Origin of the sequence: Bacillus sp. 5mfcol3.1 (assembly GCF_900114335.1) — a bacterium.
Lineage (GTDB): Bacteria > Bacillota > Bacilli > Bacillales > Bacillaceae_G > Bacillus_A > Bacillus_A thuringiensis_S.
This window is the reverse complement of the sequence record NZ_FOST01000002.1, coordinates 1,077,734-1,101,050: the sequence shown is the minus strand read 5'-3', so window position 1 is coordinate 1,101,050 and position 23,317 is coordinate 1,077,734. Positions and strand designations below refer to the sequence as shown.

Genomic DNA, 23,317 nt, shown 5'->3' with positions numbered 1-23,317 from the left:
TAGGGGTAATACTAAAATACTTTATAAACTGTGCTGATTTGTTCGTCTAATCCATTCTCCTACTAAACTCTCAAATAATTCAGGCTGCTCAATTTGCAAATTATGCCCTGCCATATCTAACACTGCTAACGTTGCCCTTGGATATTCTTCAATAATTTCTATAATATTTTGATAACCTACTGATATATCTTGTCTTCCAGTCAGTAAAAGAACGGGATTTTCATATTTTTCATGCTGAAAATCCATAGTAAGAGAGTAATTCTTTTGCAACCTTTCAATAAATTCATAATTAGCAACATCTAACCCAGGCTTAATTTCTTCTTTAAATCGCTTATATGTATATTCATTTGCTATTACAGCTAACTCACAAAATTCCTCTCTTTCTGTGGAAGTGAGCGTATTTAAAAATTCCTCATCTTGTACAATTACCTGTTTATCTGGAAGAATCCTTTTTTCTGGCTCCGCTACAACAACAGGACATACTAATAATAATCCGCTAACTCTCTCAAACATCTTTGTAAGTATACCTTTGGCTAAATAGCCTCCATATGATTCTCCTACCAATAAAAATTTTTCAGTAGAAATGATTTCCTCAATAAATGTGATAAGCACATCTACTATACGATTTGAACTATTTATCCAATTTGGAGCATTCGATTTTCCCATTCCAGGTAAATCAATATATATTCGCTTATAACCTTCATATTTCTGAAATACTGATTCCATACATTTCATCATTAACCTATGGTCAGGAGCGCAGCCATGTATGATAATGACCGGTTTACCCTCCCCCACAATTTCATAGTATATTTCTGCATCTTTAATTCGATATATCATAAAAAAACCTCCCTATTTAGTGGCAATACTATTCCACTCTGTAAGAATACACGTTCTTATTTTATATCTTTTCCTAACATTTCTACAAATATTAATTTTCAGACTAAAAATAAAAATCCCCATCATTTTATATGCAATTTTGCATCTCCACTTACAAATTACTAAAAAAACTTTACAATTCAAAGGATGACTAAATATACAATTTCTATTTAAAGTCTTGATACAGTCTATACTATCAACCGTAATATTTTTTCAACTTTAAGAATACTTATACTCTTTAACACTTTCCTTATAAACATGATTTTTATAAGGAAATCTGATACAATTCTTAAATAATATTATTATGTATAGATATAACGAACATAGTGCATAATTAAAGAAGGTGATTTCATTGAAATTAAATAAAAATTTACAATTATGTATATTAATCGGAACATTAATATGCTATTCAATCTATTTTATGTTTTTCTATCTGTTCCCTACTCATTTTTCAAATTCAGATGTACGCTTCGCTTCACTTGTCGTTGAAGCCATTACATTTGTATCACTGATTTACTCTATATATTCTAAAAAAGTCAGTTCAAATCCGTTTTGGATATGTATTACAATAGCAATTGGTAGTTTTTTATTAGGGAAAATAGTATATACATATCAAGATAGCTTCTTCGAAATTCCAATAGATCGTTTTACTATTTCTGATGTATTTTACATGTTTTTTCTATTTTTCTGTCTTATCGCTTTCTGCTATAAAATTTTAAAGGAATGCAATAAATGGGAAAAAGCGTTCTTTATTTGTGATATATGCATAGTGCTTACTTCCATATTTACATTAGAATGGTATTTATTTAATCAGCCAAATTTAAATATATTCGCTCTTTCACTAGGGGATGTTTTCCTTTCATTTTTATATCCAATTGCAGATTTATTATTTCTACTGCTAGGTGTTAGTCTCTTTTTCCGTCCAACAATTTTTAATTCCAAACGGAAAATTTATATATTTATTTTTGTATTAATAAGTTCTGCAACTTTTAACTATATTTATTTTTACTTAAATAACCACTTATCAACAGAAACAATAACATTATTACGTCTTTTATATAGAATACCTATATTACTTATTGCAATAGCTGGCTCTATTTCAGAAGATCATAATAGCCATAAAAATTATTTCATTGTAAACCCTATAATAGGAAAAAAAGCTTTAGTTGTATTTCCCTATCTTGCTGTTGCAATACTAATCGGGTTTACATTAAAAGAACAAACATCATCTTCAACTCTCATTACAGGGAATTGTATTACTTTTATTTTCGTACTCATTCGTCATTCTATCGTACGTATGCAAAACAATTCCTTAACAAAACGTTTGCAGGCATTTAATGCCCAACTAGAAGAAAAAGTTACTGTACGGACGTCTGATTTAGTTCATAAATCAGAGGCTCTTTCTCAAAAACAACAAAAGTTTAAATCATTATATGAATATCATCCTGACCCTATTTTCACCATTGATTTAAATGGAATATTCTTAAATGTAAATAAGGCTGGGAGTGTACTACTTGGGGCACCAACGGATGAGCTACTAGGTGAAACTTGTTTTTCAATCATTTTAGATGAAGATAAGCATAAGCTAGCATTGGCATTAGAAAAAGTGAAACAACAAGAATCGGCATTCTTACAACTTAGTTCTCAATATAAAGATGGCTTTACTTATTTTTTATACGTTACAATCATTCCTATTATAATAGACGGACAAATTTCAGGAAGCTATATTATGGTGAAAGATATTACTGCACTAAAAAAACAGCAAGAAGAAATAAAATATTTAGCATTCCATGACACTGTAACGAAAATTGGGAACCGTGCCTTTTTCCATAAGAAATTAAAGAGAGTTATAAAAAATGCTAAAATAACAGAAAGCGAGTTTGCATTATTATATTTAGATTTAGATCGCTTTAAAGCAATTAACGATACACTTGGACATTCGTCAGGAGATTACATATTAGAAGAAGTAGCAAAGCGATTCCAATCATGTCTTCCATCACATACTCATCTTTCAAGAATCGGTGGCGATGAATTTACAATCATAATTGAAAACTATACTGACGAAGATTACTTATTCCAATTATGTAACCAATTATTTGAATGCATGAAAAAATCATTTATCATACATGAGCATAAATTAACTTTATCACTGAGTATCGGTATCGCTATTTATCCACATTCCGGAATCGATACCGCTACACTTCTGAAAAACGCTAATGTTGCAATGTATGATGCAAAAGCAAAAGAGCTTAATTCTGTCTCTATTTATGACGATGTAATCGCTAAAAAAATTGAAAGACGATTACGATTAGAAAAAGATTTACCAAACGCACTACAAAATGAAGAATTGTTCCTTTTGTATCAACCTCAAGTTGATAGTGAATCTAATAAAATTATCGGTGCAGAAGCTTTAATTAGGTGGAATCATCCTGAATTAGGTATTATTTCTCCATACGAGTTTATTCCGATTGCAGAAGAAACACTACAAATTATTTCAATAGGAAAATGGACATTAGAGCAGGCTTGTAAGCAAATGAAACGTTGGCACGCACTCGGATATTCACATTTAAAAATAGGTGTAAATTTATCTGCTAAAGAATTTGAACAAGAGGATTTTGTAAAATCTATTTCTTCTACTTTAACAAATACAGGTTTACCAGCAAGCTCTCTTGATCTTGAATTAACAGAGCGAATTGCAATGATGGATGAGCGAGAAACATTGATAAAACTGCGTACACTAAAAAGTTTAGGGATTCACATCTCAATCGACGACTTTGGTACAGGTTATTCTTCGCTAGCCTACTTACCTTTATATCCAATTGATACGTTAAAAATCCCGAGAGAATTTATTACAATGTCTGAAACATGTGATGATGGAATGGAAATTATTAAAACGATCATCACATTAGCAAATACATTAGGAATGTCTGTCATTGCTGAAGGTGTAGAAACAAAAGAGCACGTAAATTTCCTTCAAAAAAATAAATGTCAGTTTATTCAAGGTTATTATTACAGTAAACCTATTCATATTCATGCATTTACTGAGCTATTAGAAAACGGCATTCACCGATAGTACATAACTAATTAGAATAAATAATAATGAATTTGAACAAATATAGTAAAAAGGAAAGAAGATACCTTCTTTCCTTTTGTTTTTCTATTTACATTTCTATTACTTCACCACTTCATTTATTATATCTATTATTTGATGAATTCCCTCATCATTTGTTTTCTTATATCCATTCATGTTTTGAATATATTTCTCCTTATTTGTATACAACTTATTTACTGCATGTATAAATGTATTCGTACTTACTCTGTCTTGGAGTATAACTTCAGCATATCCTTGCCGTGAAAAATATTCAGCATTTAAAACTTGATCTCCCCTACTGGAACTGTTAGTTAACGGGATAAGCAACATCGGTTTCTTCAAAAATAACAATTCAGAAATAGCAGTAGAACCCGCTCTGGAAACTACAACACTTGCCATATTTAGTATATGCGGCAACTCGTCGCCTATATATTCAAATTGCATATACCCCTCCATGCCAATAGATGGGTCTACCTTTCCTTTACCACATATATGAATAATATTAAAGTTTAATAGTATTGTATCTAAACATTCCCTTACCATATCATTTATCCACTTAGCACCTTGACTCCCACCCATAATTAATAATACTGGTTTATCTTGCTGAAATTCACAATATCTTCTTCCTCGTAATACGTTACCCTTCTCAATTTCTTCCCTTACAATTGGTCCTACATAAACCTTCTTCTCATTACTTACATTTTCTCCTGTCTGAGGAAATGTTGTGCATAGCTTTGTAGCAAAAGGTAACGCTATTTTATTGGCAAGTCCTAATGTGCTATCTGGTTCACGTATAATTATAGGCACACGATTTAACCATGCTCCTATAGCTACAGGAACTGAAACAAATCCTCCTGCTGAAAAGATAACGTCAGGCTTTGTTTTCTTAATTAATTTATAACTTTGTAAACAACCTCGTATAATTTTAAAAGGATCTTTAAAATTTTCCCAATCCCAATATCTCCTAAGCTTGCCCGTTGAAACACTATTGTATTTAACATTTTGCACTAATGATTTTTCAATTCCATTTTTTGATCCAATATACTCGACTCTCCAGCCTTTCTCTATAAATTTAGGAATTAATACAATATTAATCATAACGTGTCCAGCTGTACCGCCCCCAGTAAAAAGAATCGTTTTGCTCATAACTTATACCCACCTTTATTATTAAAAATCTAGCTTTCTCTTTACCTTTTAAATGTAAATAAACTTATTATTTTTTATATAAATCTTTAACTCCACCTCTATATCTTGTAAAAGATCGTTAATGAGTTCATAAAAATCATTTCCATACTCACTACACTCGTATTGAGCAAAGATTTGAATCACATATCTAGTTTCCGTCTCTAATGCTGACTTTATTTGATTAACCCTTTTTTCTTCTACATACGCTTGATATTTATGTATTGCCTCATAAAGATGCAATACATGCGCTTCTTCATCTCTCCAATCCAACGTATCAACAATTGAAAGAAATAGCGTATTTTGATTATCTATTATTTCATAATCATTCATATATTTCTTACACCCTTTTTTGTTTTTCATTGCATGCAGATGTCACTACACTTCGCATACTCAAGTACATCTTTTAATGATTGATGAAATTCAATTTCTGGGATCCAACCTAACCTTTTTATTTCCTCTATTGCTAAACTCTCATTTGAGTCGCTCCCATTTTTCTCTGTTTCCTCTATAAAAAAATTTAGCTGTGTTAATTCTTTATATTGTTCTAGTACATTTAATAAAGATCGTTTTACTCCTGATCCGATATTATATTGTTTTCCATTTATTCCATCTCGTAATAACACATGATACGCTTTAATCGCATCACGTACATCTAGAAAATCTCTACTATCTTTCAAACTGTTTACTTCAATAATGGATTTACTTCTACCTGATTCTATATCTAACATTTTCTTTGCGAGAATCGAACAAATGCCATTCGATTCCCCTGGACCAATTAAGTTTGAGGGCTTTGCAATGATAATATTTGAATCCATTAATCCTCCCCAAGCCTCTGCAATAATGACTTGCATCGTTTTACTTAAACTATATGGATTTGAAATTTTTATTTCGTTCATACTATCTGCTTGCAAAGCAGATCCTATAACTAATGTTCTACAATGCGAGGCTTCTTGCTTAATTGCTTCTAATAAATATAACGTTCCTATTACATTAATCTCTATATACTCAAGAGCAGCTGTCCAAGATTCTATAACCGAATTCCTTCCTGCTAAATGCAATACGTAGTCTGGCTTTATTTGTTTCATTACCTTCATTACTTCGCTCTTATTAGTTAAATTACAAGTAATACCATTTCTAATTTTTTCTCTATGTGCACGATTTTGAAACATAGGAATTACATGAAAGCCCTGCTCTAAAAAATATTGGCAAGCATGGCGTCCTGTGAAACCATTTGCACCAGTTATTAAAAGGCTCGCATTTTTTTTCATCGCAAAAACCCTCCTTTTAATAGCATTTGTTTCACCTCATGTTTTGCAAGCAAGTCTTGTTGAGAACTAAAACTCTTCACATCCACTAGCGGATAGCTAGCATAATATTCTTGAAGTCCTTCAATAGGAATAGTCGGTAGTACCACAAAATAATTTTGATCAAAACTTATACTTGTTTTACTCTCTACCTCAGATAGAAGCATTTCACTTAATTTTTCACCCGGTCTTATCCCTACCTCTTTTACCTTAACATTTTCTTTTCCTGAATATTCAATTAACAATTCTGCTAAATCTGTTATTTTACATGCCGGCATTTTCATAACAAAGATTTCCCCGCCTCTACCTTGAGATACGGCTTTAAATAACAACCCAACAGCATCTTCAACTGTTAAGAAAAATCTAGTCATATTCGCATCGGTAATCCCTACTTGTGAAGATCTTTTAATTTGTTGTTTAAAAAGCGGTACTACACTTCCACTCGTTCCTAAAACATTTCCACCACGAACACAAATGAATTTTGTTTTCTTCGTTTGTATATTCGCATGAACCATTAATTTTTCACCAATTGCTTTTGTCATCCCATACGTATTTGATGGATCAGCTGCTTTATCCGTTGAAACATATATAACTTTTTCAACTTGCATCTGTATAGAGGCTTCAATTACATTTTGCGTACCATGTATATTGGTTTTTATAGCTTCATAAGGATAATACTCACATACTGGAACATGTTTTAAAGCTGCAAGATGGAACACATAATGTACACCTTGGCATGCATAGACTAGTTGATCTTTATCACGAATATCTCCAATAATAAATTTTAGCCTATCATCATTTATAAACTGTTGCTGCATTTCAAACTGAACCGTTTCATTTCTTGAAAAAACTCTAATTTCTTTCGGTGATTTTTCTAATAGTTGTTTTATAAGTTCATGCCCCCACGAACCTGTACCACCAGTAATTAAAATTATTTTATTTAACATTCCTTTTCCTCCTACGAAACATCTCAATTTAAATAATATTTATTGAATTATTTTCAATTGATTCAAATCATAATCGTCGTTTGTTACATTTAATTGACAAAATAAAAAAACAGAAACTATTAAACTTAGTTTCTGTTTTTCATTTCACCTCACAACAGTAAGATTTTTTATACTGTTTGCATGATAAATAAATTCCTTGTAAAAAAACACCGCTCATTTATTTCTTATACTCGTAATAAAATAAATAGAATGATTCATAGCCAATAATCATGTTTAAATTTATGAAAAAGGGAGGTAACGGAATGGACCGACACAATTCATATCATACATATAACGGACCTTCCAAAGCACTGCCTCTCTCCCTATTCGATGTAAAAAATGAATTGAAACAAAAAAGCAAACTTATTCCTTCTGATACCATGTATAAATTAACGAAAGAAGAGCAACTCATCATCAACAAAATAAAAATACAAACAGAACAGCTAAATAAAAATAATGTTACAAGAACACGCGCATACTACCAATTTTACATTCAATATCCAGAAATACATTGGGCACTGCTTGGGCATATGGTATCACGTAACGGCGGTTGGAATATGACTGATTTAAAGGGCGATTTATATACGAGAATTTTATCAGAGAAAGATCAATTCATATTTTTTTCTTTTTTAGAAAGAGGGAATTGGCTTATTTTCCAAGATGTATACCCTCAATTTTTACTTTACGAACAAAGTGTAAAGAGATCACAAAAGTTATTTCACCTTCTCCCTCACCTAAATGTTTCTACATTTATGGAAACGATGTGGAACGATTTTTGGAAAACAGGCAACAAAAAAACATTAGCGATTGCAACTATTGTTAATGAACAAAACTACTTAGAAAAAAGAGTGATTCAAAATGTACAATTTAAAAAGACTGTACTAAATAGTATTGGATTTAAACTCTTTGATTTCTTTCAGTTTAATCATATCCTTTTCCCATTCTACGAAAATGATAAAAAACAAAAAGTATTACTATTTGGTGATACAATGAAACATTTCACTTCCTTACATGAACGCATATTAATTGGAAAAAGATTGTATTCATTATTATTTCGAGATACACATGTTTTATCTCAAATAATAAGCTGGGCCCAACATCATCCGCATACAGGCTCAAGGAAAGATTACTGGCCCCATTTATTTTCAAGTGTAAATGAATCTTTTTCCCGTGAGTTTTATAAGCGCCGAATAAAAAAATGCCAGTTGCGAAGTGGCGCTTATCGTATATACAGTCCTTCACTCGTCTATGCATGGCGAGATATGAAGCATGAAGAAGTTGACAGTGAAGATTGGTTTACCGATTGGCAAGTTGTAAATTACTTAGTTGATAAGGAGGAAAATATAAATGGACAAATTACAGAAGACTACTGCAAAACACTCGAAAAAATTGAACTCGCAATTCTCGCAAAGAAAAATGTCCTCCTCCGAGAAGAAGAATGAGTTTCTAGCATTAGTAGTTACAATCTTTCTCTCTTCTATTATTGGAACTTGTTTAGATGCTTTTTTTGTTCATAAACAAATATATTCCTTTCCAGCTAGACCCTTCTCATCCACATTTTTAGTTAATATAGCTTTTACATTGTTCGTACTGCCGATTTTAACAGTTATCTTTATACACATTTCAAAAAAATTATCTAAAGTTTCTAGAATTCTATTTATTATTTCGATCGGTATTTGCGCTAGCCTTTTTGAACAGATTGCTGAAAGTTTAGGTTTATTTGTACATAGTGCGAATTGGAACCATACATATTCTTTATTTGGTTATATGATTTTTTATTCTTTTATTTGGAACGTATATAATTGGATAAAAAAATAAAGAGACCATTATAGGTCCCTTCTTAAGCATACTCTTCCATTATTGCTAATGGTGCCAGTGTTTGAAGGCTTTTAGAGCGTAAACGATAGGCAACGACTTTCTTCTTATATTGCTTAATGACATCAACATGTTCCTCATAGCTATATAGAGAAAACCTAATCTCTTTATTCCCTTTCTTCGTATCAATGACTATTGGTGTCCCTTCTCCGTGCGGCGGGAAATAATGTTTATCTAAAAACAAAGCCTCATTAAATTCATGAATAACTTGTAGTTTCATTTCTCCCTCTATATTTTTTCCATCTATCGATATAGAAGTATTTTCCGCCTCAAGCTTTTGATGCAATTCAAATTTACTAATAATTGATTCTACAACAGAAGTGGGCATGCTAGAAACTAATACTTTAATAGCTCCAAAAACAAATAATGTAACTATAAACCATGTTGTCATTGTTATCATCTCCATTACATTTAAAAAATAAATTTCGTTCCATACGGTATTAGTATACTAATGAGTATTCCAGTTACAATCATCGTTACCGAACCGATAGTCGCTTCTTTCTCGCCTTCCTTCACTAAACGGCTCACACCGATAATATGTGATGCACAGCCCATTCCAACTCCTTTTCCAATCGTACTTGTTATACTGAAAAGCTTAAGTACTGTTGGTCCGATAATAGCACCTGTTATTCCTGCAACAACTACAAAACTAGAAGTCATAGATGGAATACCACCAATTTGATCCGCTAATGATAAGGCAATAGGCATCGTTGCTAACTGTGGTAAAGTAGTTAATATAAGTTCCTTATCTATATTTAAAATTCCGCCAATCACTACATTCATACCCGTTACAGCCACTATACCTATTACTACTCCAATAAGTATCGATAAAAAATTTTTCATAAGTATCTTTCGCTCTTTAAATAGAGGTATGGCTAATGCTACAATTGCAGGGCTCAATAAGCTTGAAAGAATGTCTCCTCCATTTTCCCTATACTCATGATGAGAAATACCAAAAATCAAAAATAAACAAATCATAATTGCCGTAACTGTTAACACCGGTAACGTAAATGCAAACGTAAATTTTTTATATAGCTTTGTCGCCAAGAAATAAATTGCTACAGTAATAATAATTAAGACCATTTGAATCGTGCACCTTGTCGATTTTATTTTTTTGTTGTTATTAATAATTGACTTATATACCCTGAAACAATCAAAGTTACTACAGTACTTGCAACTACTAAAAGGAATATAATACTCCCCTTACTTAAAAGAAAAGACCCGTATTCCATCAGCCCTGTTGTCGAAGGGATTAAAAATAACGGTAAAAATACGATTAACTTTTCCGCACCTAACTCAAACCATTTTAACGGTAAAATGCGAGTGGAAAGGAGCAGGAACAGCATTAACATCCCTATTAAACTTCCCGGTATTGATAGATGGAATATTTCCTGAATCCACGTACCCACTAAGCTAAATATATATAGCACGCCTACTTGAAGTAAAAGCATCACGTACTTCATTTCTTTCCCTCATTTCACTATCACACATCCATATTATGAAATTTCATTTAGCGTGTCGGCAAACCGTTTAATTCCAAGTTGAATTTGTTCTATATTCGCTCTACCAAACGTAAATCGTATATATTCATTTTTCGAACCTAAAACACTGCCCGGAACAAATGCGACACCATTCCGTATAGATTCACCTAATAAGTGATATTCATCAAACTTTCCTTTCACTTTACACCATACATGTATTCCACCCTCTGGCACGAAACATTCAACTCGGTCTCCCAATGTTCCTTCAAGCTCTGCAATTAATTCATCTCTTCTTTGCTTCAATTGTCCACGAAGTATCGTAATATGTGTATGAAAATCCTTTGATTCTAAAAATTGATTTGCTACCCACTGCGTAAATACACTATGGCCAAAATCAACTTGTTGCTTTGCATCTGCTAAACGCTCAATTACACGTGTAGGACCAATTATCCATCCAATACGTAATCCTGATGCAACAATTTTTGATAATGAACTTATATAAAGAACATTTCCATTTTGGTCCATTGATTTTAATGTCGGGTTCACTTCTCCATTAAAAGAAATTAAACTATACGGATCATCTTCTACAATTGGTATACCGAACTCAGAAGACAGTTCTAAAATTTTTTTACGTCTCGCTAATGAAAGCACAGTACCTGTTGGATTTTGATAATCTGGATTCAAAAATACCATACGAATGCGATGCTTTTTGTGCAAATCGATTAAGTCATCTGGATTCATTCCATGCTCATCAACAGGTAAATGAAATATGTTTAAACCGGCCGATTTAAACATTGGAAGCGAAAAACAATATGACGGATCTTCAATCGCAATCGCATCGCCAGGTTTTAATAAACATTGAACGATAAGATTAAGCGCCTGTTGTGCTCCAGACGTAATAAGAATAGAGCTTGAATCTGCTTCAATTTGTTTATATTGCTGAACATGTGCTGCAATTGTTTTTCTCAACATCTCATTTCCAAGTGGATGGTCATAGCCGAGATTTTCCATAAATGTTTTCTCCGCCAAAATTGTTCGAAATCTATCACTCGGAATTAATTCTGGTGACAGTTCACCACTCGCTAAATTAATTAAATCATCTTTTTGTGTTTCCGTTCGAATTTGTTGAACGAGTGGTACGTTAGGTAAGAACGATCCATCCTCCACGTACCTACCCCAGTTCGGTATTCGTTTATGTGAGACACCCCATATGTCTGTATTAACCCGTGTTCCGCTTCCCTTTTGCCGTTCTACTACTCCAAGTGATTTTAATTCTTCATACGCAGCTACTATTGTACTCCGGTTCACCTGTAATTCCTTTGCCAATATACGCTCAGAAGGTAACTTACTATCAGAAGGAAATTCACCTGAAGAAATGCCTCTTTCAATATAATCAGCAATTTGTTTATATACAGGTGTCTTATCTGCACGATTTGGTTTCCATTCCATCTAGTTTCCTCCTTTCAAAACGAACTATCCTCATTTTTTACTAACAGTATTCACCGTAAAAATAGTATTAATTAGTCACATTTTCTTATCCGTAAATGGATATATCCAAAATGGTTCTCTTTCTGATTACTCAATAGCTTCTGAAATTCCAACTTCATACTCTCATTTCCAGTTCTTTTACAAACTATCAAATCATTACCGCATACCATGTTACCCCGGCCAGTAGAACAAAAAGAAGAAGAATATAGATTGCAGATAAGTTTTTCACATTTCTTTTTGTAGACTTACCGTAATTCTCCTCCACGTTTCTTGCAACTAGTACAGTCCCAAATAGCGATACAATTACAATAATAACGACTAGTGAAATTGCAAAACTCATTGTCTTTTCACCTCTCTAAGACCTATCTATTTTAATTAAAGAACTTACATAAAAACCTTCCTCTTTAAAACGTTGATAACATACTACCTTTCTTCTCTTATCATAATAGATGTTTGCAAAAAGCGGACCAACCACTTTCGTGTTTTTTTGCTCATCCACTTAAAAAATAAAAAGCAACTGATCACTTAGGACCAGTTGCTTTTTTCACACGATAATTTTTCATTTAAAATTAATTCGATTTAAAAGTTTCGCCTTTTCATAATGAAACATCGACTGAGATAACTCAAAAATTGTTCCATTTACAAGATACACTGTATTTTCAATAAGAAGCGCCGGATCACCTTCATTTAATTCTAAAAGCTGTGCATTTTCTTTATTTACTTTTTCACAACTAATAACTTTATCAGCAAAACCAATATTTAATCGTAAATCTTCAATGAAATAACTGTATACAGAGCTTAATGCTATTTCTTCGTTCAAATATGGAATAATATCCTTTTTGAAATAACTTACTTCAATAGAGAATGGTTTAGCATCTACAATTCTTAAGCGCTTCAAAAAATACAACCTAGTTCCAGCTTCGCATTGCATCCGCTTTGCTATCTCTTCGTCCGCATCTATTACTTCCAGCTCTAACACTTTCGTTTCAATATTTTGTGAAACAAGATTTTTCGTTAATCCACGTAAACTTCCTAAATTAATGTAATCTGTTACAGAAGTTTCGCGTAAAAACATGCCACTACCTTGCACTTGAAAAATATAACCTCTATTCACAAGCTGACTAATTACTTTACGTATCGTATTACGGCTTACTTCAAATCGATTCATCAACGCTTCTTCTGTAGGTAGTTTTTTCGTTTCATTAAAAAGCCCATCTCGAATGTTTTGCTCTAACACATCTGCAATTTGTTTATACTTTGCACTCATACACTTTCTCCTAAAATACTCTTTTATCTGTTATAACTCTTCCCCTCTCGTTTCGATCACACATTTATACCAATGAAACGAAAGTTTCTTCTTACGTTTTAAGTTATCATTATGATCGACAAAAATAAAGCCATATTGCTTTTTATATCCATTTAACCAACTTAAAAGATCAATCACTGACCATGCATAATAACCTTTTAAGTTAATTCCCTCTTCAATTGCACGCTTCATTACTTTTAAATGCGCTTCAATAAATTTAATTCTCGGAACATCTACAATTTCTCCGTCAATGATTGGATCTTCATCACCAAGTCCATTTTCCGTTACATACATCTTTATGTCACCGTAACGCGCTTTCAACATATGCAATCCCTCTAAGAAACCTTCGGGAGATATTTCCCATCCCCATTTTGTATATGTTTTATCATCCATTTTAACTGTTCGATAAAAACCATCAAAAGAAGGGTTACCTGGAGCAAGCGTTGAGTTTTCTCGAGAATGTTCCTCACTCTTTATATCCATATCGTATCTTTCTACTCGTATTGGTTGATAATAATTCAAGCCAATAAAATCATTTTCTTCTGCATTTTGTTTAATGATTTCTAATTCTTCAACCGTCCAATTAGGAGTCCATCCTTTTTCCTTTAATTGTTGTACAACATAAGACGGATACTCGCCCTTTAAAATTGGATCATAATACCAATACGTTTCATATTCATTCGCATGATTTGCTGCTTGTATATTTTCTTTTTGATCATCCACACTATAAGCAGGTAAGAAAACATGTGTAATCCCAATCTCACCATATTGTTTCAGCTGCTTGTACACCGCAACTGTTTTCGCATGTGCATAAAATACATAATGAGTCGCTTGAAAATACTTTGGAACATCATTTTGGATTCCTGGTGGATGTGCACCTTTTAAATAACCTAATCCACAAAACATTACTGTCTCATTAAAAGTAATCCAATGCTTAACTCTGTCACCAAATGCCTTAAAACAAGTTTCTGCATATTTTACAAAAGCCTCTGCTGTTCTTTTATTCGTCCATCCACCATCTTTTTCTAACGGTAATGGTAAATCCCAATGATATAAAGTGACAAACGGCACAATCCCGTATTTTAAACATTCATCAATTAAGTTGTTATAAAATTCAATCCCTTTTTCATTTACCTTTCCATCTCCAGTCGACAATATTCTCGCCCAAGAAATAGAAAAACGATACGATTCTAATCCCATCTCAGCCATTAAGCGAACATCTTCCTTATATCGATGATAATGATCAACAGCTACATCACCATTTGTTCCATTGTATGTTTTGCCAGGAATTTTTGAAAACTCGTCCCAATTCGTAACACCTTTTCCATCTTCATTCCATGCACCTTCTACTTGATAAGAAGCTGAAGCAGCTCCGAATAAAAAATCATGTGGAAACTTCATAGTATATACCTCCATTTCATTACAACAAATCAAATTCAATCATACATATAAAATTTATAGGTACAAATTTTATATGTATGATTATATCTTATGTTTTTATTTTTTTCTATTATAAAAGTACAATTTCTATTGTTGGTTATTGGAAAAGAAAAAGAAGCGATATATTTTATCGCTTCTTACTCTCATCATCTTTATTCTTTTATTAATGACTTATTCACTCTTATAACTTCTTGATACAATAATGGTGACCACTTTTCATTTATGTAGTCTTGAATTACCCAGCCCACTCTCAAAGGATTCTTTTGTTTTATATAGTTTGCAATTTCAGGATTTATATAAGAGGCATAGTAATACGGACTATTCCATGCTGTACCACCAGAAGACAAGCTTGTAAAATTAATATATAGATGATTTAAATCCTCGCTATTGTTCATCGTTTCATCCATCGTATCTTTAATAGATTTTACTTTCTCATCATAATTCACTTTATATTTATCTTGTACTGTTACATTTACATTTTGGTTTACAGTTGTGGTAAACGTCTCATTATCTGGCCAATAAAAATTATTATATCCTCCAGATTCATTACTACCACTATATCTTTTTAGTAGTACAATTTTCCCACGAGCATCTCCAAGTTTTATATTTCCTTCTGTTTTTAAAAAGATAGGATCAACAAAATAATTTTTTTCAAACGTACTACTAAATGAACCTTCTGCCCCTTTCATATCCTCATACTCTTTTTTTAAAGACATAATAATTGTTTCACTCGGGTTATCTTTTAAAAATTGTTTCGCTTCATTTATGAATTCATGCAGTGTTACGTAAAGATATAATGGCCCATGATGAAGAACTATCGTATTATCATCTGTTAAACGTCCTCTTATATCAAAAATGCGAGCTCCATGGTCCATTTGATAGCGAAAATCATATTCTTGCGTCATTCCCCACACTTGCTTAATCGGATTTTGCAACTTGAACGTCCCACTATCGTGTGTTCCTGGAATTGAAATTCGTGCTAACGGGATATTATCAGGTATAGGTTGCATCCATTTTGACCAATTTTCAAGCTCATTAACAGAGCTAGCTGCAACTACTCTCTTATCATGTAAAGCAAATACAAATGTGATAAATATTGTACTACATATGAATAATTTCAAAATTAACTTCTTATTGCTCATTATTATCCCTCACTTTTTCTGTTTTTACATCAAACTTATTGAATATAATATAAGCTAGTTCATAAAAAATAAATAACATTTCATCAATATGAAATATTGCATAGAAGTAAAGTTAAAAAATCATTCACATATACTAAATTAGAAAAATTTAAAGGAACTTCATCTGAAGTTCCTTTTGCTTATTTTATGTTCAATACATATGAACCATCTTTATTCTCATATTTATAGACGTATAAATAATATTTCCCTGGCTTTGCATTATAAGTTCCTTTAACTACATTTCCTTCATTTTCACCATATGCTACATAGTTATTTAAATCTGATTCATGATGAAGTACCCATGTCATTCCGATATTTTGTTCATTTAGTAGAGAAATATTAATATTTTCCGGTGAGTCAATTTGGAAAGTAAATACATCTACTCTATCACTATTATGTAGCGTTCCTTTCACCGGTGTATGAAAGTTAACTTTATTTGCCTGTCTAGGCTCATTGTTTGGTTCATTTTCTGTTACTTGTAACTCATTCCCACCGTTTGGTTTTCTTTGTTCATAACCTAAGTTTACTAGTATAGACTTCAAATCTGGTAAAACACCAATTTTATCTGCATATGGATCTTTAGATTTTGTTCCTGTGCTCTGGTTGCTTAATATTGCTCTTAGTTCACTTGGTCTATATGGTTGTCCTAAATTTTCTTTAGCAATGCTTTGTACTAAAGTGGCTGCCCCAGCAATAATTGGCGAGGCACTAGATGTTCCGCTAAAGCTTGAAGTATAAAGATTTACAGCACTTCTACTTTGCTCGGCTGTAGTTGTATCTACATTTTCTCCCCATCCGTACACATCAATACGGCTTCCATAATTCGAAAACCACATACGTTCATGAGGGAAAGATGAAGAGCCAGCTCCTACCATAATTGCACCCGAATCTTTAAAATCTTTACTATTACGATTTAAGACTTGCTTACCTTTTCTATCTTTGAACTGATCTAAATCATTCCACCCATTTGCTCCAGCCTCTATAATTACAATTCCCTTATCTGTACCAGCACGAATTGCATCAAAAATATCTGGTTGTACTTCAACAGGTAAATATTTATCACCATATCCATCAAAGGATGCTTGCGCCTCTAATAATAAAACATCCCCAGCTTCTAACTCATTTACAGCGCTTAATATTGCATCAGCCGTATTATACTGTCCGTTATCTCTTATTTGAGAGATAACCTTTGCTTTCGCTTTTGGCGCAATCCCAATATTCCCGACTTCATTGTCCTCAGAGGATACAATTCCTAGTACAGACGTCCCATGACCGACATGCTGATTTATATTTCTTCCAGACATTAATTCAATATTTTGATGTAATAAATCCTCATGATTTAATAGCCATCCGTATTCCATATCAACAAAAGTAATACCATTTCCATTACCGCCTTGAATTCCCCAGGCGAAAGGCGCATTAATACCGTATGGGGCTGCTTCAAGATAACCTTGTTTTTTAAATCTAGGATTGTTATTAGGATTAAGAGCTACACTTGATGATTGCACTTCAGGTGGCATTATTTTCTCTTGTTTCTTCATATACGCATCTTCTATTAAAGAAGATGCCTTTAACTTATCTACTATTTCTTCATACCCACTATTTTGATTTTGAAGAATATAGTAGTTTAATAAACTTGTAGATACATGATTAGGTGCTTTCACTTCAAGGTTTTGTATTTGTTCCGGGCTTACAGATGTGAATAAACGAGTAAATGTTACATCTGGATATTCTGTCAAAAGATCTTTTATTACTTTATCATTCGTTTGAGATTGTATTCGTTTTTCAATACCATCTTCATATGGCAAATCCAAATCCGCTTTAAATTTTACAATGATTTGCTTATCTGTTTCTTGTTCTATCCCTAATTTACTCTGCTGTTCTATAGAATCAGCATATACACTATTGATAGTGCCTCCTGTTCCTAAAAGTGTTGTAATGATTACAGTTGACGCACACATTTTTTGAAATATTTTCATTACATCAATCCTCCTATTAATAATTATTAATCATTATATTAATCTATAATGATTAATTCTATAACGTATTCCCTTTCTACTAAATAGATTATAGTAATCAGAAATATGAACTTCAATGTATTTTCATATGCAATATTTCATATTCTGACTCTACACTAAACGAATATGAAACTTATAGTGATTATTTATTTTATATGTGCTAATATACTTACATTAATATATTACGCATATACACATTCCAAACTACATTACTTAATCGTTTCACCTTAATTTTTTCTTAGGAGGATTTACAATGAAATTACTAAAAATAAAACATATAATTCCTTTATCTGCGGCCGCAATTACATTCGTATGTAGTCAAAGTACAGCTGAAGCTTCTACCATTCATACAGTAAAAAAGAACGATACACTTTGGGGCATTAGTAAACAATACGGAGTTTCAATACAATCCATTAAACAGGCTAATAATAAAGGAAACGATAAAACCTTTATTGGCGAACAGTTACATATTCCAGGGTCCGTGAAATCAAATGAAATCACTGTTCCTCAAAATGCCAAGCCTGCGAACATTTCTGAACAAATTATTTATCAAGTACAACCGGGAGATTCATTAGAAACGATAGCAAAGCGTTACAATGTCACTGTCCAATCTATAAAACAAATGAACAATACAGTCGGAAACAAGCTTTATACAGGACAACATTTAAAAATCAACTCAAGTATTTCACAAAAAGAAAAAGACTTAATGGCACGCTTAGTTACCGCTGAAGCAGGTGGCGAATCCTATAAAGGAAAAGTAGCAGTAGCCAAAGTTATACTAAATCGTGTAAATGCAAAAGGTTTTCCAAATACAATAACAGGCGTTATTTATGAACCTATTAAATACGGATATGCATTTACTCCTATTACAGATGGAAGAATTAATCAACCTGCAAGTGCAGAAGCAAAAATGGCTGTAGAAGAGGCTATCTCCACAAATGGAGTAGATTCAGACTGGATTTATTTCTACAATCCAAAAACATCAACGGACAAGTGGATTACGACACGTCAAACAGTAGCAGTAATTGGTAATCATGTGTTTGCTAAATAAGATTTAAAATCATTAACAGACCTCTTCACTTAAAAGGTCTGTTTTTTTCTATGTAAGATGTTATTAATCATATGACATAGTTATTTTTTTAACTGTTTCTTCTTTCAAATAAAAATTTTTGTATTTACTCCACCACTCGTAGAAATTAATAAAGCATCAAGTTCAAAAACTCCCACTTTATTAATAAAAGCTATTTCTTAACTTCATAAAATTGTTATACACTAGAAAAATAAAAAACAAACTATTCGTTAGCAGGTGGAAGAATATGTATGATATTACGATTATCGGCGCTGGAGTAAGTAGCATTTTTATGGCTTATTCACTAGCTAAAAGTAACAAAAAAGTTTTAATTCTTGATAAAGGTAAAGCGCTAGAAGATCGCCATTGTCCTTTAGACGAAGGAAAAGTGTGTAATTGTACTACATGTGATAAATATTTCGGGTTTGGTGGTTTAGGCAAATCTGAAGGGAAATTTAATTATACAAACGGATTTGGCGGAGAACTTGAGAAAAAAGTCGGTAAAGAGGGTTTTATACAACTCATGGCTGAAGTAGATGAAATTCTATGTCAGTTTGGTGGAAGTTCGGTTTCAAAATATTCTACTGAAAATTCAAGTCTCACTAAGAGAGCTGAAGCGTGTGGTTTACAAATGCTAACAACAGAAGTAAGACATCTTGGTACTACACTTTCCAGTAACATTTTTCAGCAGCTCTATGAATTTTTACTGACGAAAATAAAGATCCAATTTCATATAGATGTACAACATATTCTGAAACAGGAAGATCATTTTACAATAGATACAAATCAAGGAACAGTTCAAACTAAGCAACTAGTATTTGCAACTGGGCGCTCTGGGGCCGATTGGTTAAAAGAAATGTGCAGTTCCCTAAATATTTCTCAGGAGCAAACACGTGTAGATTTAGGAATTAGAGTAGAAATGAAAGAACATCAATTACGTTCTATATTAAAAGATACTTTTGAAACAAAACTTTCTTATCAAGGTGAGCATTTCACAGCAACTACTTACTGTATGAATCCAAAAGGACGCATCATTCGAAAGTACGAAGAAGGTTTAGTTATGCCTGACGGTCAAAATTTTCGAGAGCAAGGAACTGGCACTTCTAATTTAAATTTCACTTTATTTATTCCTCGCTATTTTCCAACTCTCAAAGAAGCAAATGTATACGCAAGTTCAATTATTAAAGGCATTAACCAAGGACGAGATCGGGTTGTTATACAGCGCTTAGAGGACTTACTAAAGAAACAACCTACAGCGGAAAACAGCATGGAACATAGCCGTATACAGCCTACACTACAGGGGGATTATGGAGATTTGAATCAAGAAATTCCTCAATTATATATTGAAGGGCTCAAAGAATTTTTATTACGTTTAGAACAATTTATACAAGAACCTATTGATCAACATACTTTACTATATGGAATTGATGGAAAGTTCTATGCTCCTACGATAAAAATTAATAATCATTTTGAAACTAGTATACATGGGCTATTTTTAATTGGAGATTGTTCAGGCGTTACGCACTCATTATCTCAAGCAGCTGCAAGTGGTCTGTATGTTGGAAAGTACTTATCTGACATTTAATTTCTATCATTAAGATTCTAGTCAAATATTCCTAATTTCAAAACACTTTACTTATATAGTAAAAATATATTAATAAGCCCTCCTATCCTTCCCGGCTAATGATTAACCGACAAAAAATCGGAATTTTACAAGATACATATGTAATATAACTACATATTTAAAACTGTTGGTATTCAATTCTAATAAATTGAATGTCAACAGTTTTAAAAGTCTCTATCCATTTTCACTTTCATTTGTTCGATATTTTGTAACATCATCATAGTGTTTAATATGGTAGGATGTCTATAAGTCAATTTCACTACAACTATGACTTGTTCTGTCCGTTTCTCAAAAAGAGTTATATTTATGCTACTACGCTTTAAAAATCCCCATTGTATGTATATGAATACTTCAAATTATTCCCTTTAGAAAACAGAGTCTAAATGGTTCATTACACTCTAATAGTTATAAAAACATAATATATAACTTCAGTTAAATAAATTGTATAAAGAAGGTGTAAAAATGAAGAATAAAATAAATTTACAAATGCAAAATATAAGCTTTGTTATAATAATGGCTTTAGCAGTATGGTTAAAAACATATCTTATTACGCGATTCAGTTTTGATTTAAAAATCGAGTCTTCAACGCAAGAGCTTATTTTGTTTATTAGTCCTCTAGCCGCATCATTAGCATTTGTTGGATTAGCATTATTTTCAACTGGTGAAAAGCGAAATTATATAGCGCTATGTATTAATTTCTTATTAACAATCGTACTCGTTGGAAATGTAATGTTCTATGATTTTTATAGTGATTTCGTTACATTACCAGTACTTGGACAAACCTCAAACTTTGGACAATTAGGCGGCAGTATTATAGAAATATTAAACTACAAAATTATACTCGCATTCGTAGACATTGTTTTCTTCTTTATTTTATTAAAAAAGAAATCATTGGTCTTTAAAACCGAACGTGTAACTCATTCTACACGCTTGTTATACTTTCTTTTAACAATTGGTGTATTCTTTGCGAATCTACATCTTGCAGAAAAAGAGCGCCCTGAATTATTAACGAGATCATTCGACCGAGTAATGCTTGTCAAAAATTTAGGCCTATATACTCACCAAGTATATGACTTAACACTGCAAGTAAAAGCCGGTTCACAAAAAGCGCTTGCTGATAGTAGTAAATTACAAGAAACTGAAAACTACGTAAAAGCAAACCAAAGCGAGCCAAACCCTAATATGTTTGGTGCAGCGAAAGGAAAAAATGTAATTGTCGTCACTCTTGAATCCTTGCAAACCTTCTTAATAGGCGCATCAGTCAATGGGCAAGAAGTTACACCATTCCTAAATGAATTCATAAATGAAAGTTATTACTTTGATAACTTTTTCCATCAAACTGGTCAAGGGAAAACATCCGATTCTGAATTTCTAATCGATACGTCGTTGTATCCATTAAATCGAGGGGCTGTATTCTTCACACACGGTAACAATGATTATACTGCAACTCCAGAAATTTTACGTCAGCAAGGTTATTTCACTTCTGTATTCCATGCGAATAACGCAACATTTTGGAATCGTAATATTATGTACTCTGCTCTTGGTTATGATCGTTACTATAATGAGCTTGATTACAAAATTACACCAGAAACAAATTTAAATTGGGGATTAAAAGATATCGAATACTTTGATCAATCAGTAGATATATTAAAAACTGTTAATCAACCATTCTATGCTCGTTTCCTTACTTTAACAAACCATTATCCATTTACGTATGATGAAGATACAAAATTCATTGAACCATACAACTCTGGTAATGGCGTATTTGATCGTTACATCGTAACAGCACGTTACTTAGACGAATCAATTAAAAAATTTATTGAACGTCTAAAGGCCGAGGGGCTTTACGATGATTCTATTATTGTGTTATACGGTGATCATTATGGTATTTCCGAAAAACATAATCGTGCAATGGCACAGTTTTTAGAAAAAGATCAAATAACAGAATTTGATACTTTAAATTTACAACGTACACCTTTATATATTCATATTCCTGGACAAACAGAAGGTCAAACTATTTCAAAGCCTACTGGACAAATCGATATGAAACCTACTATTCTAAATTTATTAGGTGTTGATTCTACGAATGATATTCGTTTTGGCCATGATATGTTTTCAGATGAATATACTGGCTTTGTTGTTTTACGTGATGGTAGCTTCATTACAGATAAGTATGCATACAAAAACAACACTTTCTACGACCGTATAACAGGTGAAATTGTAGATTTACCAAAAAAAGAAGCTCAAGCCCTCATTAAACGTGCACAAAATGAATTACGAATGTCTGACAAAATTATTGAAGGCGATTTATTACGCTTCTCAGAAAGCAATAAAATTAAAACTGGCGAAGTACAAACTAAAATTAAAGAAACAGAAAAATAATCTATATATGA

General features: G+C 32.3%; 20 protein-coding genes. 6 read left to right on the top strand and 14 right to left on the bottom strand.

Annotation, left to right across the window (positions count from 1 at the left end; translation table 11 throughout):
- Window positions 1-21: 21 nt before the first annotated feature.
- Entirely contained in the window at window positions 22-837 is an 816-nt protein-coding gene (locus BM089_RS15140; protein WP_046392965.1) for an alpha/beta fold hydrolase, read from the bottom strand.
- A gap of 391 nt (window positions 838-1,228) precedes the next feature.
- On the opposite strand from BM089_RS15140, the gene BM089_RS15135 reads away from it, so the two are divergent.
- Window positions 1,229-3,949, top strand: a complete 2,721-nt coding sequence (locus BM089_RS15135) for a putative bifunctional diguanylate cyclase/phosphodiesterase (protein ID WP_044307328.1) — start codon at window positions 1,229-1,231, stop codon at window positions 3,947-3,949.
- 99 nt (window positions 3,950-4,048) lie between these two features.
- Here the strand turns inward: BM089_RS15135 and BM089_RS15130 are convergent, their stop codons facing one another.
- Genes BM089_RS15130 through BM089_RS15115 form a run of 4 tightly spaced genes read right to left on the bottom strand, consistent with a single transcriptional unit; the run spans window position 4,049 to window position 7,403 of the window.
- On the bottom strand, window positions 4,049-5,113 hold the full coding sequence (locus tag BM089_RS15130; protein ID WP_053563777.1) for an undecaprenyldiphospho-muramoylpentapeptide beta-N-acetylglucosaminyltransferase: 1,065 nt from the start codon (window positions 5,111-5,113) through the stop codon (window positions 4,049-4,051).
- Window positions 5,114-5,161: 48 nt separating this feature from the next.
- A complete protein-coding gene (locus tag BM089_RS15125) occupies window positions 5,162-5,512 on the bottom strand; it encodes a DUF6572 domain-containing protein (RefSeq protein ID WP_071713492.1) in 351 nt (116 codons plus the stop codon).
- Window positions 5,509-6,420 (bottom strand): SDR family oxidoreductase, encoded by a 912-nt coding sequence (locus BM089_RS15120; RefSeq protein ID WP_088025022.1) that lies wholly within the window; start codon window positions 6,418-6,420, stop codon window positions 5,509-5,511. The genes BM089_RS15125 and BM089_RS15120 overlap by 4 nt, the downstream gene beginning before the upstream one ends.
- The gene (locus BM089_RS15115; RefSeq protein ID WP_090977238.1) at window positions 6,417-7,403 is read right to left on the bottom strand and encodes a UDP-N-acetylglucosamine 4,6-dehydratase family protein; all 987 of its coding nucleotides are present in this window, start codon (window positions 7,401-7,403) and stop codon (window positions 6,417-6,419) included. The genes BM089_RS15120 and BM089_RS15115 overlap by 4 nt, the downstream gene beginning before the upstream one ends.
- 302 nt (window positions 7,404-7,705) lie before the next feature.
- Between BM089_RS15115 and BM089_RS15110 the strand changes: the two genes are divergently transcribed.
- Window positions 7,706-8,884 carry a DUF2515 domain-containing protein gene (locus BM089_RS15110; RefSeq protein WP_090977236.1) on the top strand — a complete coding sequence of 393 codons (1,179 nt, stop codon included), beginning with the start codon at window positions 7,706-7,708 and terminating at the stop codon, window positions 8,882-8,884.
- Complete coding sequence (locus BM089_RS31525) at window positions 8,859-9,260, top strand: CBO0543 family protein (protein WP_015406501.1); 402 nt, start codon at window positions 8,859-8,861, stop codon at window positions 9,258-9,260. The genes BM089_RS15110 and BM089_RS31525 overlap by 26 nt, the downstream gene beginning before the upstream one ends.
- A gap of 22 nt (window positions 9,261-9,282) precedes the next feature.
- Here the strand turns inward: BM089_RS31525 and BM089_RS15100 are convergent, their stop codons facing one another.
- The 9 genes from BM089_RS15100 to BM089_RS15060 form a co-directional block, all read right to left on the bottom strand.
- Complete coding sequence (locus BM089_RS15100; RefSeq protein WP_000214633.1) at window positions 9,283-9,708, bottom strand: YfmQ family protein; 426 nt, start codon at window positions 9,706-9,708, stop codon at window positions 9,283-9,285.
- Between the two features lie 20 nt (window positions 9,709-9,728).
- Entirely contained in the window at window positions 9,729-10,400 is a 672-nt protein-coding gene (locus tag BM089_RS15095; protein WP_074625419.1) for an LrgB family protein, read from the bottom strand.
- A gap of 23 nt (window positions 10,401-10,423) precedes the next feature.
- The gene (locus BM089_RS15090) at window positions 10,424-10,780 is read right to left on the bottom strand and encodes a CidA/LrgA family holin-like protein (protein WP_000878380.1); all 357 of its coding nucleotides are present in this window, start codon (window positions 10,778-10,780) and stop codon (window positions 10,424-10,426) included.
- A 33-nt stretch (window positions 10,781-10,813) separates the two neighbouring features.
- Window positions 10,814-12,247, bottom strand: a complete 1,434-nt coding sequence (locus BM089_RS15085) for a MocR-like pyridoxine biosynthesis transcription factor PdxR (RefSeq protein WP_000454956.1) — start codon at window positions 12,245-12,247, stop codon at window positions 10,814-10,816.
- Window positions 12,248-12,434: 187 nt separating this feature from the next.
- Window positions 12,435-12,626 carry a hypothetical protein gene (locus BM089_RS15080; RefSeq protein ID WP_000006458.1) on the bottom strand — a complete coding sequence of 64 codons (192 nt, stop codon included), beginning with the start codon at window positions 12,624-12,626 and terminating at the stop codon, window positions 12,435-12,437.
- A 219-nt stretch (window positions 12,627-12,845) separates the two neighbouring features.
- Entirely contained in the window at window positions 12,846-13,553 is a 708-nt protein-coding gene (locus BM089_RS15075) for a GntR family transcriptional regulator (protein ID WP_001274912.1), read from the bottom strand.
- A gap of 30 nt (window positions 13,554-13,583) precedes the next feature.
- Window positions 13,584-14,993: a glycoside hydrolase family 1 protein gene (locus BM089_RS15070; protein ID WP_090977235.1), complete on the bottom strand. Its 1,410-nt coding sequence runs from the start codon at window positions 14,991-14,993 to the stop codon at window positions 13,584-13,586.
- 191 nt (window positions 14,994-15,184) lie between these two features.
- Complete coding sequence (plcA, locus tag BM089_RS15065; RefSeq protein WP_090977233.1) at window positions 15,185-16,174, bottom strand: phosphatidylinositol diacylglycerol-lyase; 990 nt, start codon at window positions 16,172-16,174, stop codon at window positions 15,185-15,187.
- A 179-nt stretch (window positions 16,175-16,353) separates the two neighbouring features.
- The gene (locus BM089_RS15060; protein ID WP_090977231.1) at window positions 16,354-18,192 is read right to left on the bottom strand and encodes a S8 family peptidase; all 1,839 of its coding nucleotides are present in this window, start codon (window positions 18,190-18,192) and stop codon (window positions 16,354-16,356) included.
- Window positions 18,193-18,484: 292 nt separating this feature from the next.
- On the opposite strand from BM089_RS15060, the gene BM089_RS15055 reads away from it, so the two are divergent.
- The 3 genes from BM089_RS15055 (at window position 18,485) to BM089_RS15040 (ending at window position 23,306) form a co-directional block, all read left to right on the top strand.
- Complete coding sequence (locus BM089_RS15055) at window positions 18,485-19,282, top strand: cell wall hydrolase (protein WP_090977230.1); 798 nt, start codon at window positions 18,485-18,487, stop codon at window positions 19,280-19,282.
- A gap of 265 nt (window positions 19,283-19,547) precedes the next feature.
- A complete protein-coding gene (locus BM089_RS15050; protein WP_000272120.1) occupies window positions 19,548-20,885 on the top strand; it encodes an NAD(P)/FAD-dependent oxidoreductase in 1,338 nt (445 codons plus the stop codon).
- A 501-nt stretch (window positions 20,886-21,386) separates the two neighbouring features.
- Window positions 21,387-23,306: an LTA synthase family protein gene (locus BM089_RS15040; protein WP_000791039.1), complete on the top strand. Its 1,920-nt coding sequence runs from the start codon at window positions 21,387-21,389 to the stop codon at window positions 23,304-23,306.
- The last annotated feature ends 11 nt before the right edge of the window (window positions 23,307-23,317 follow it).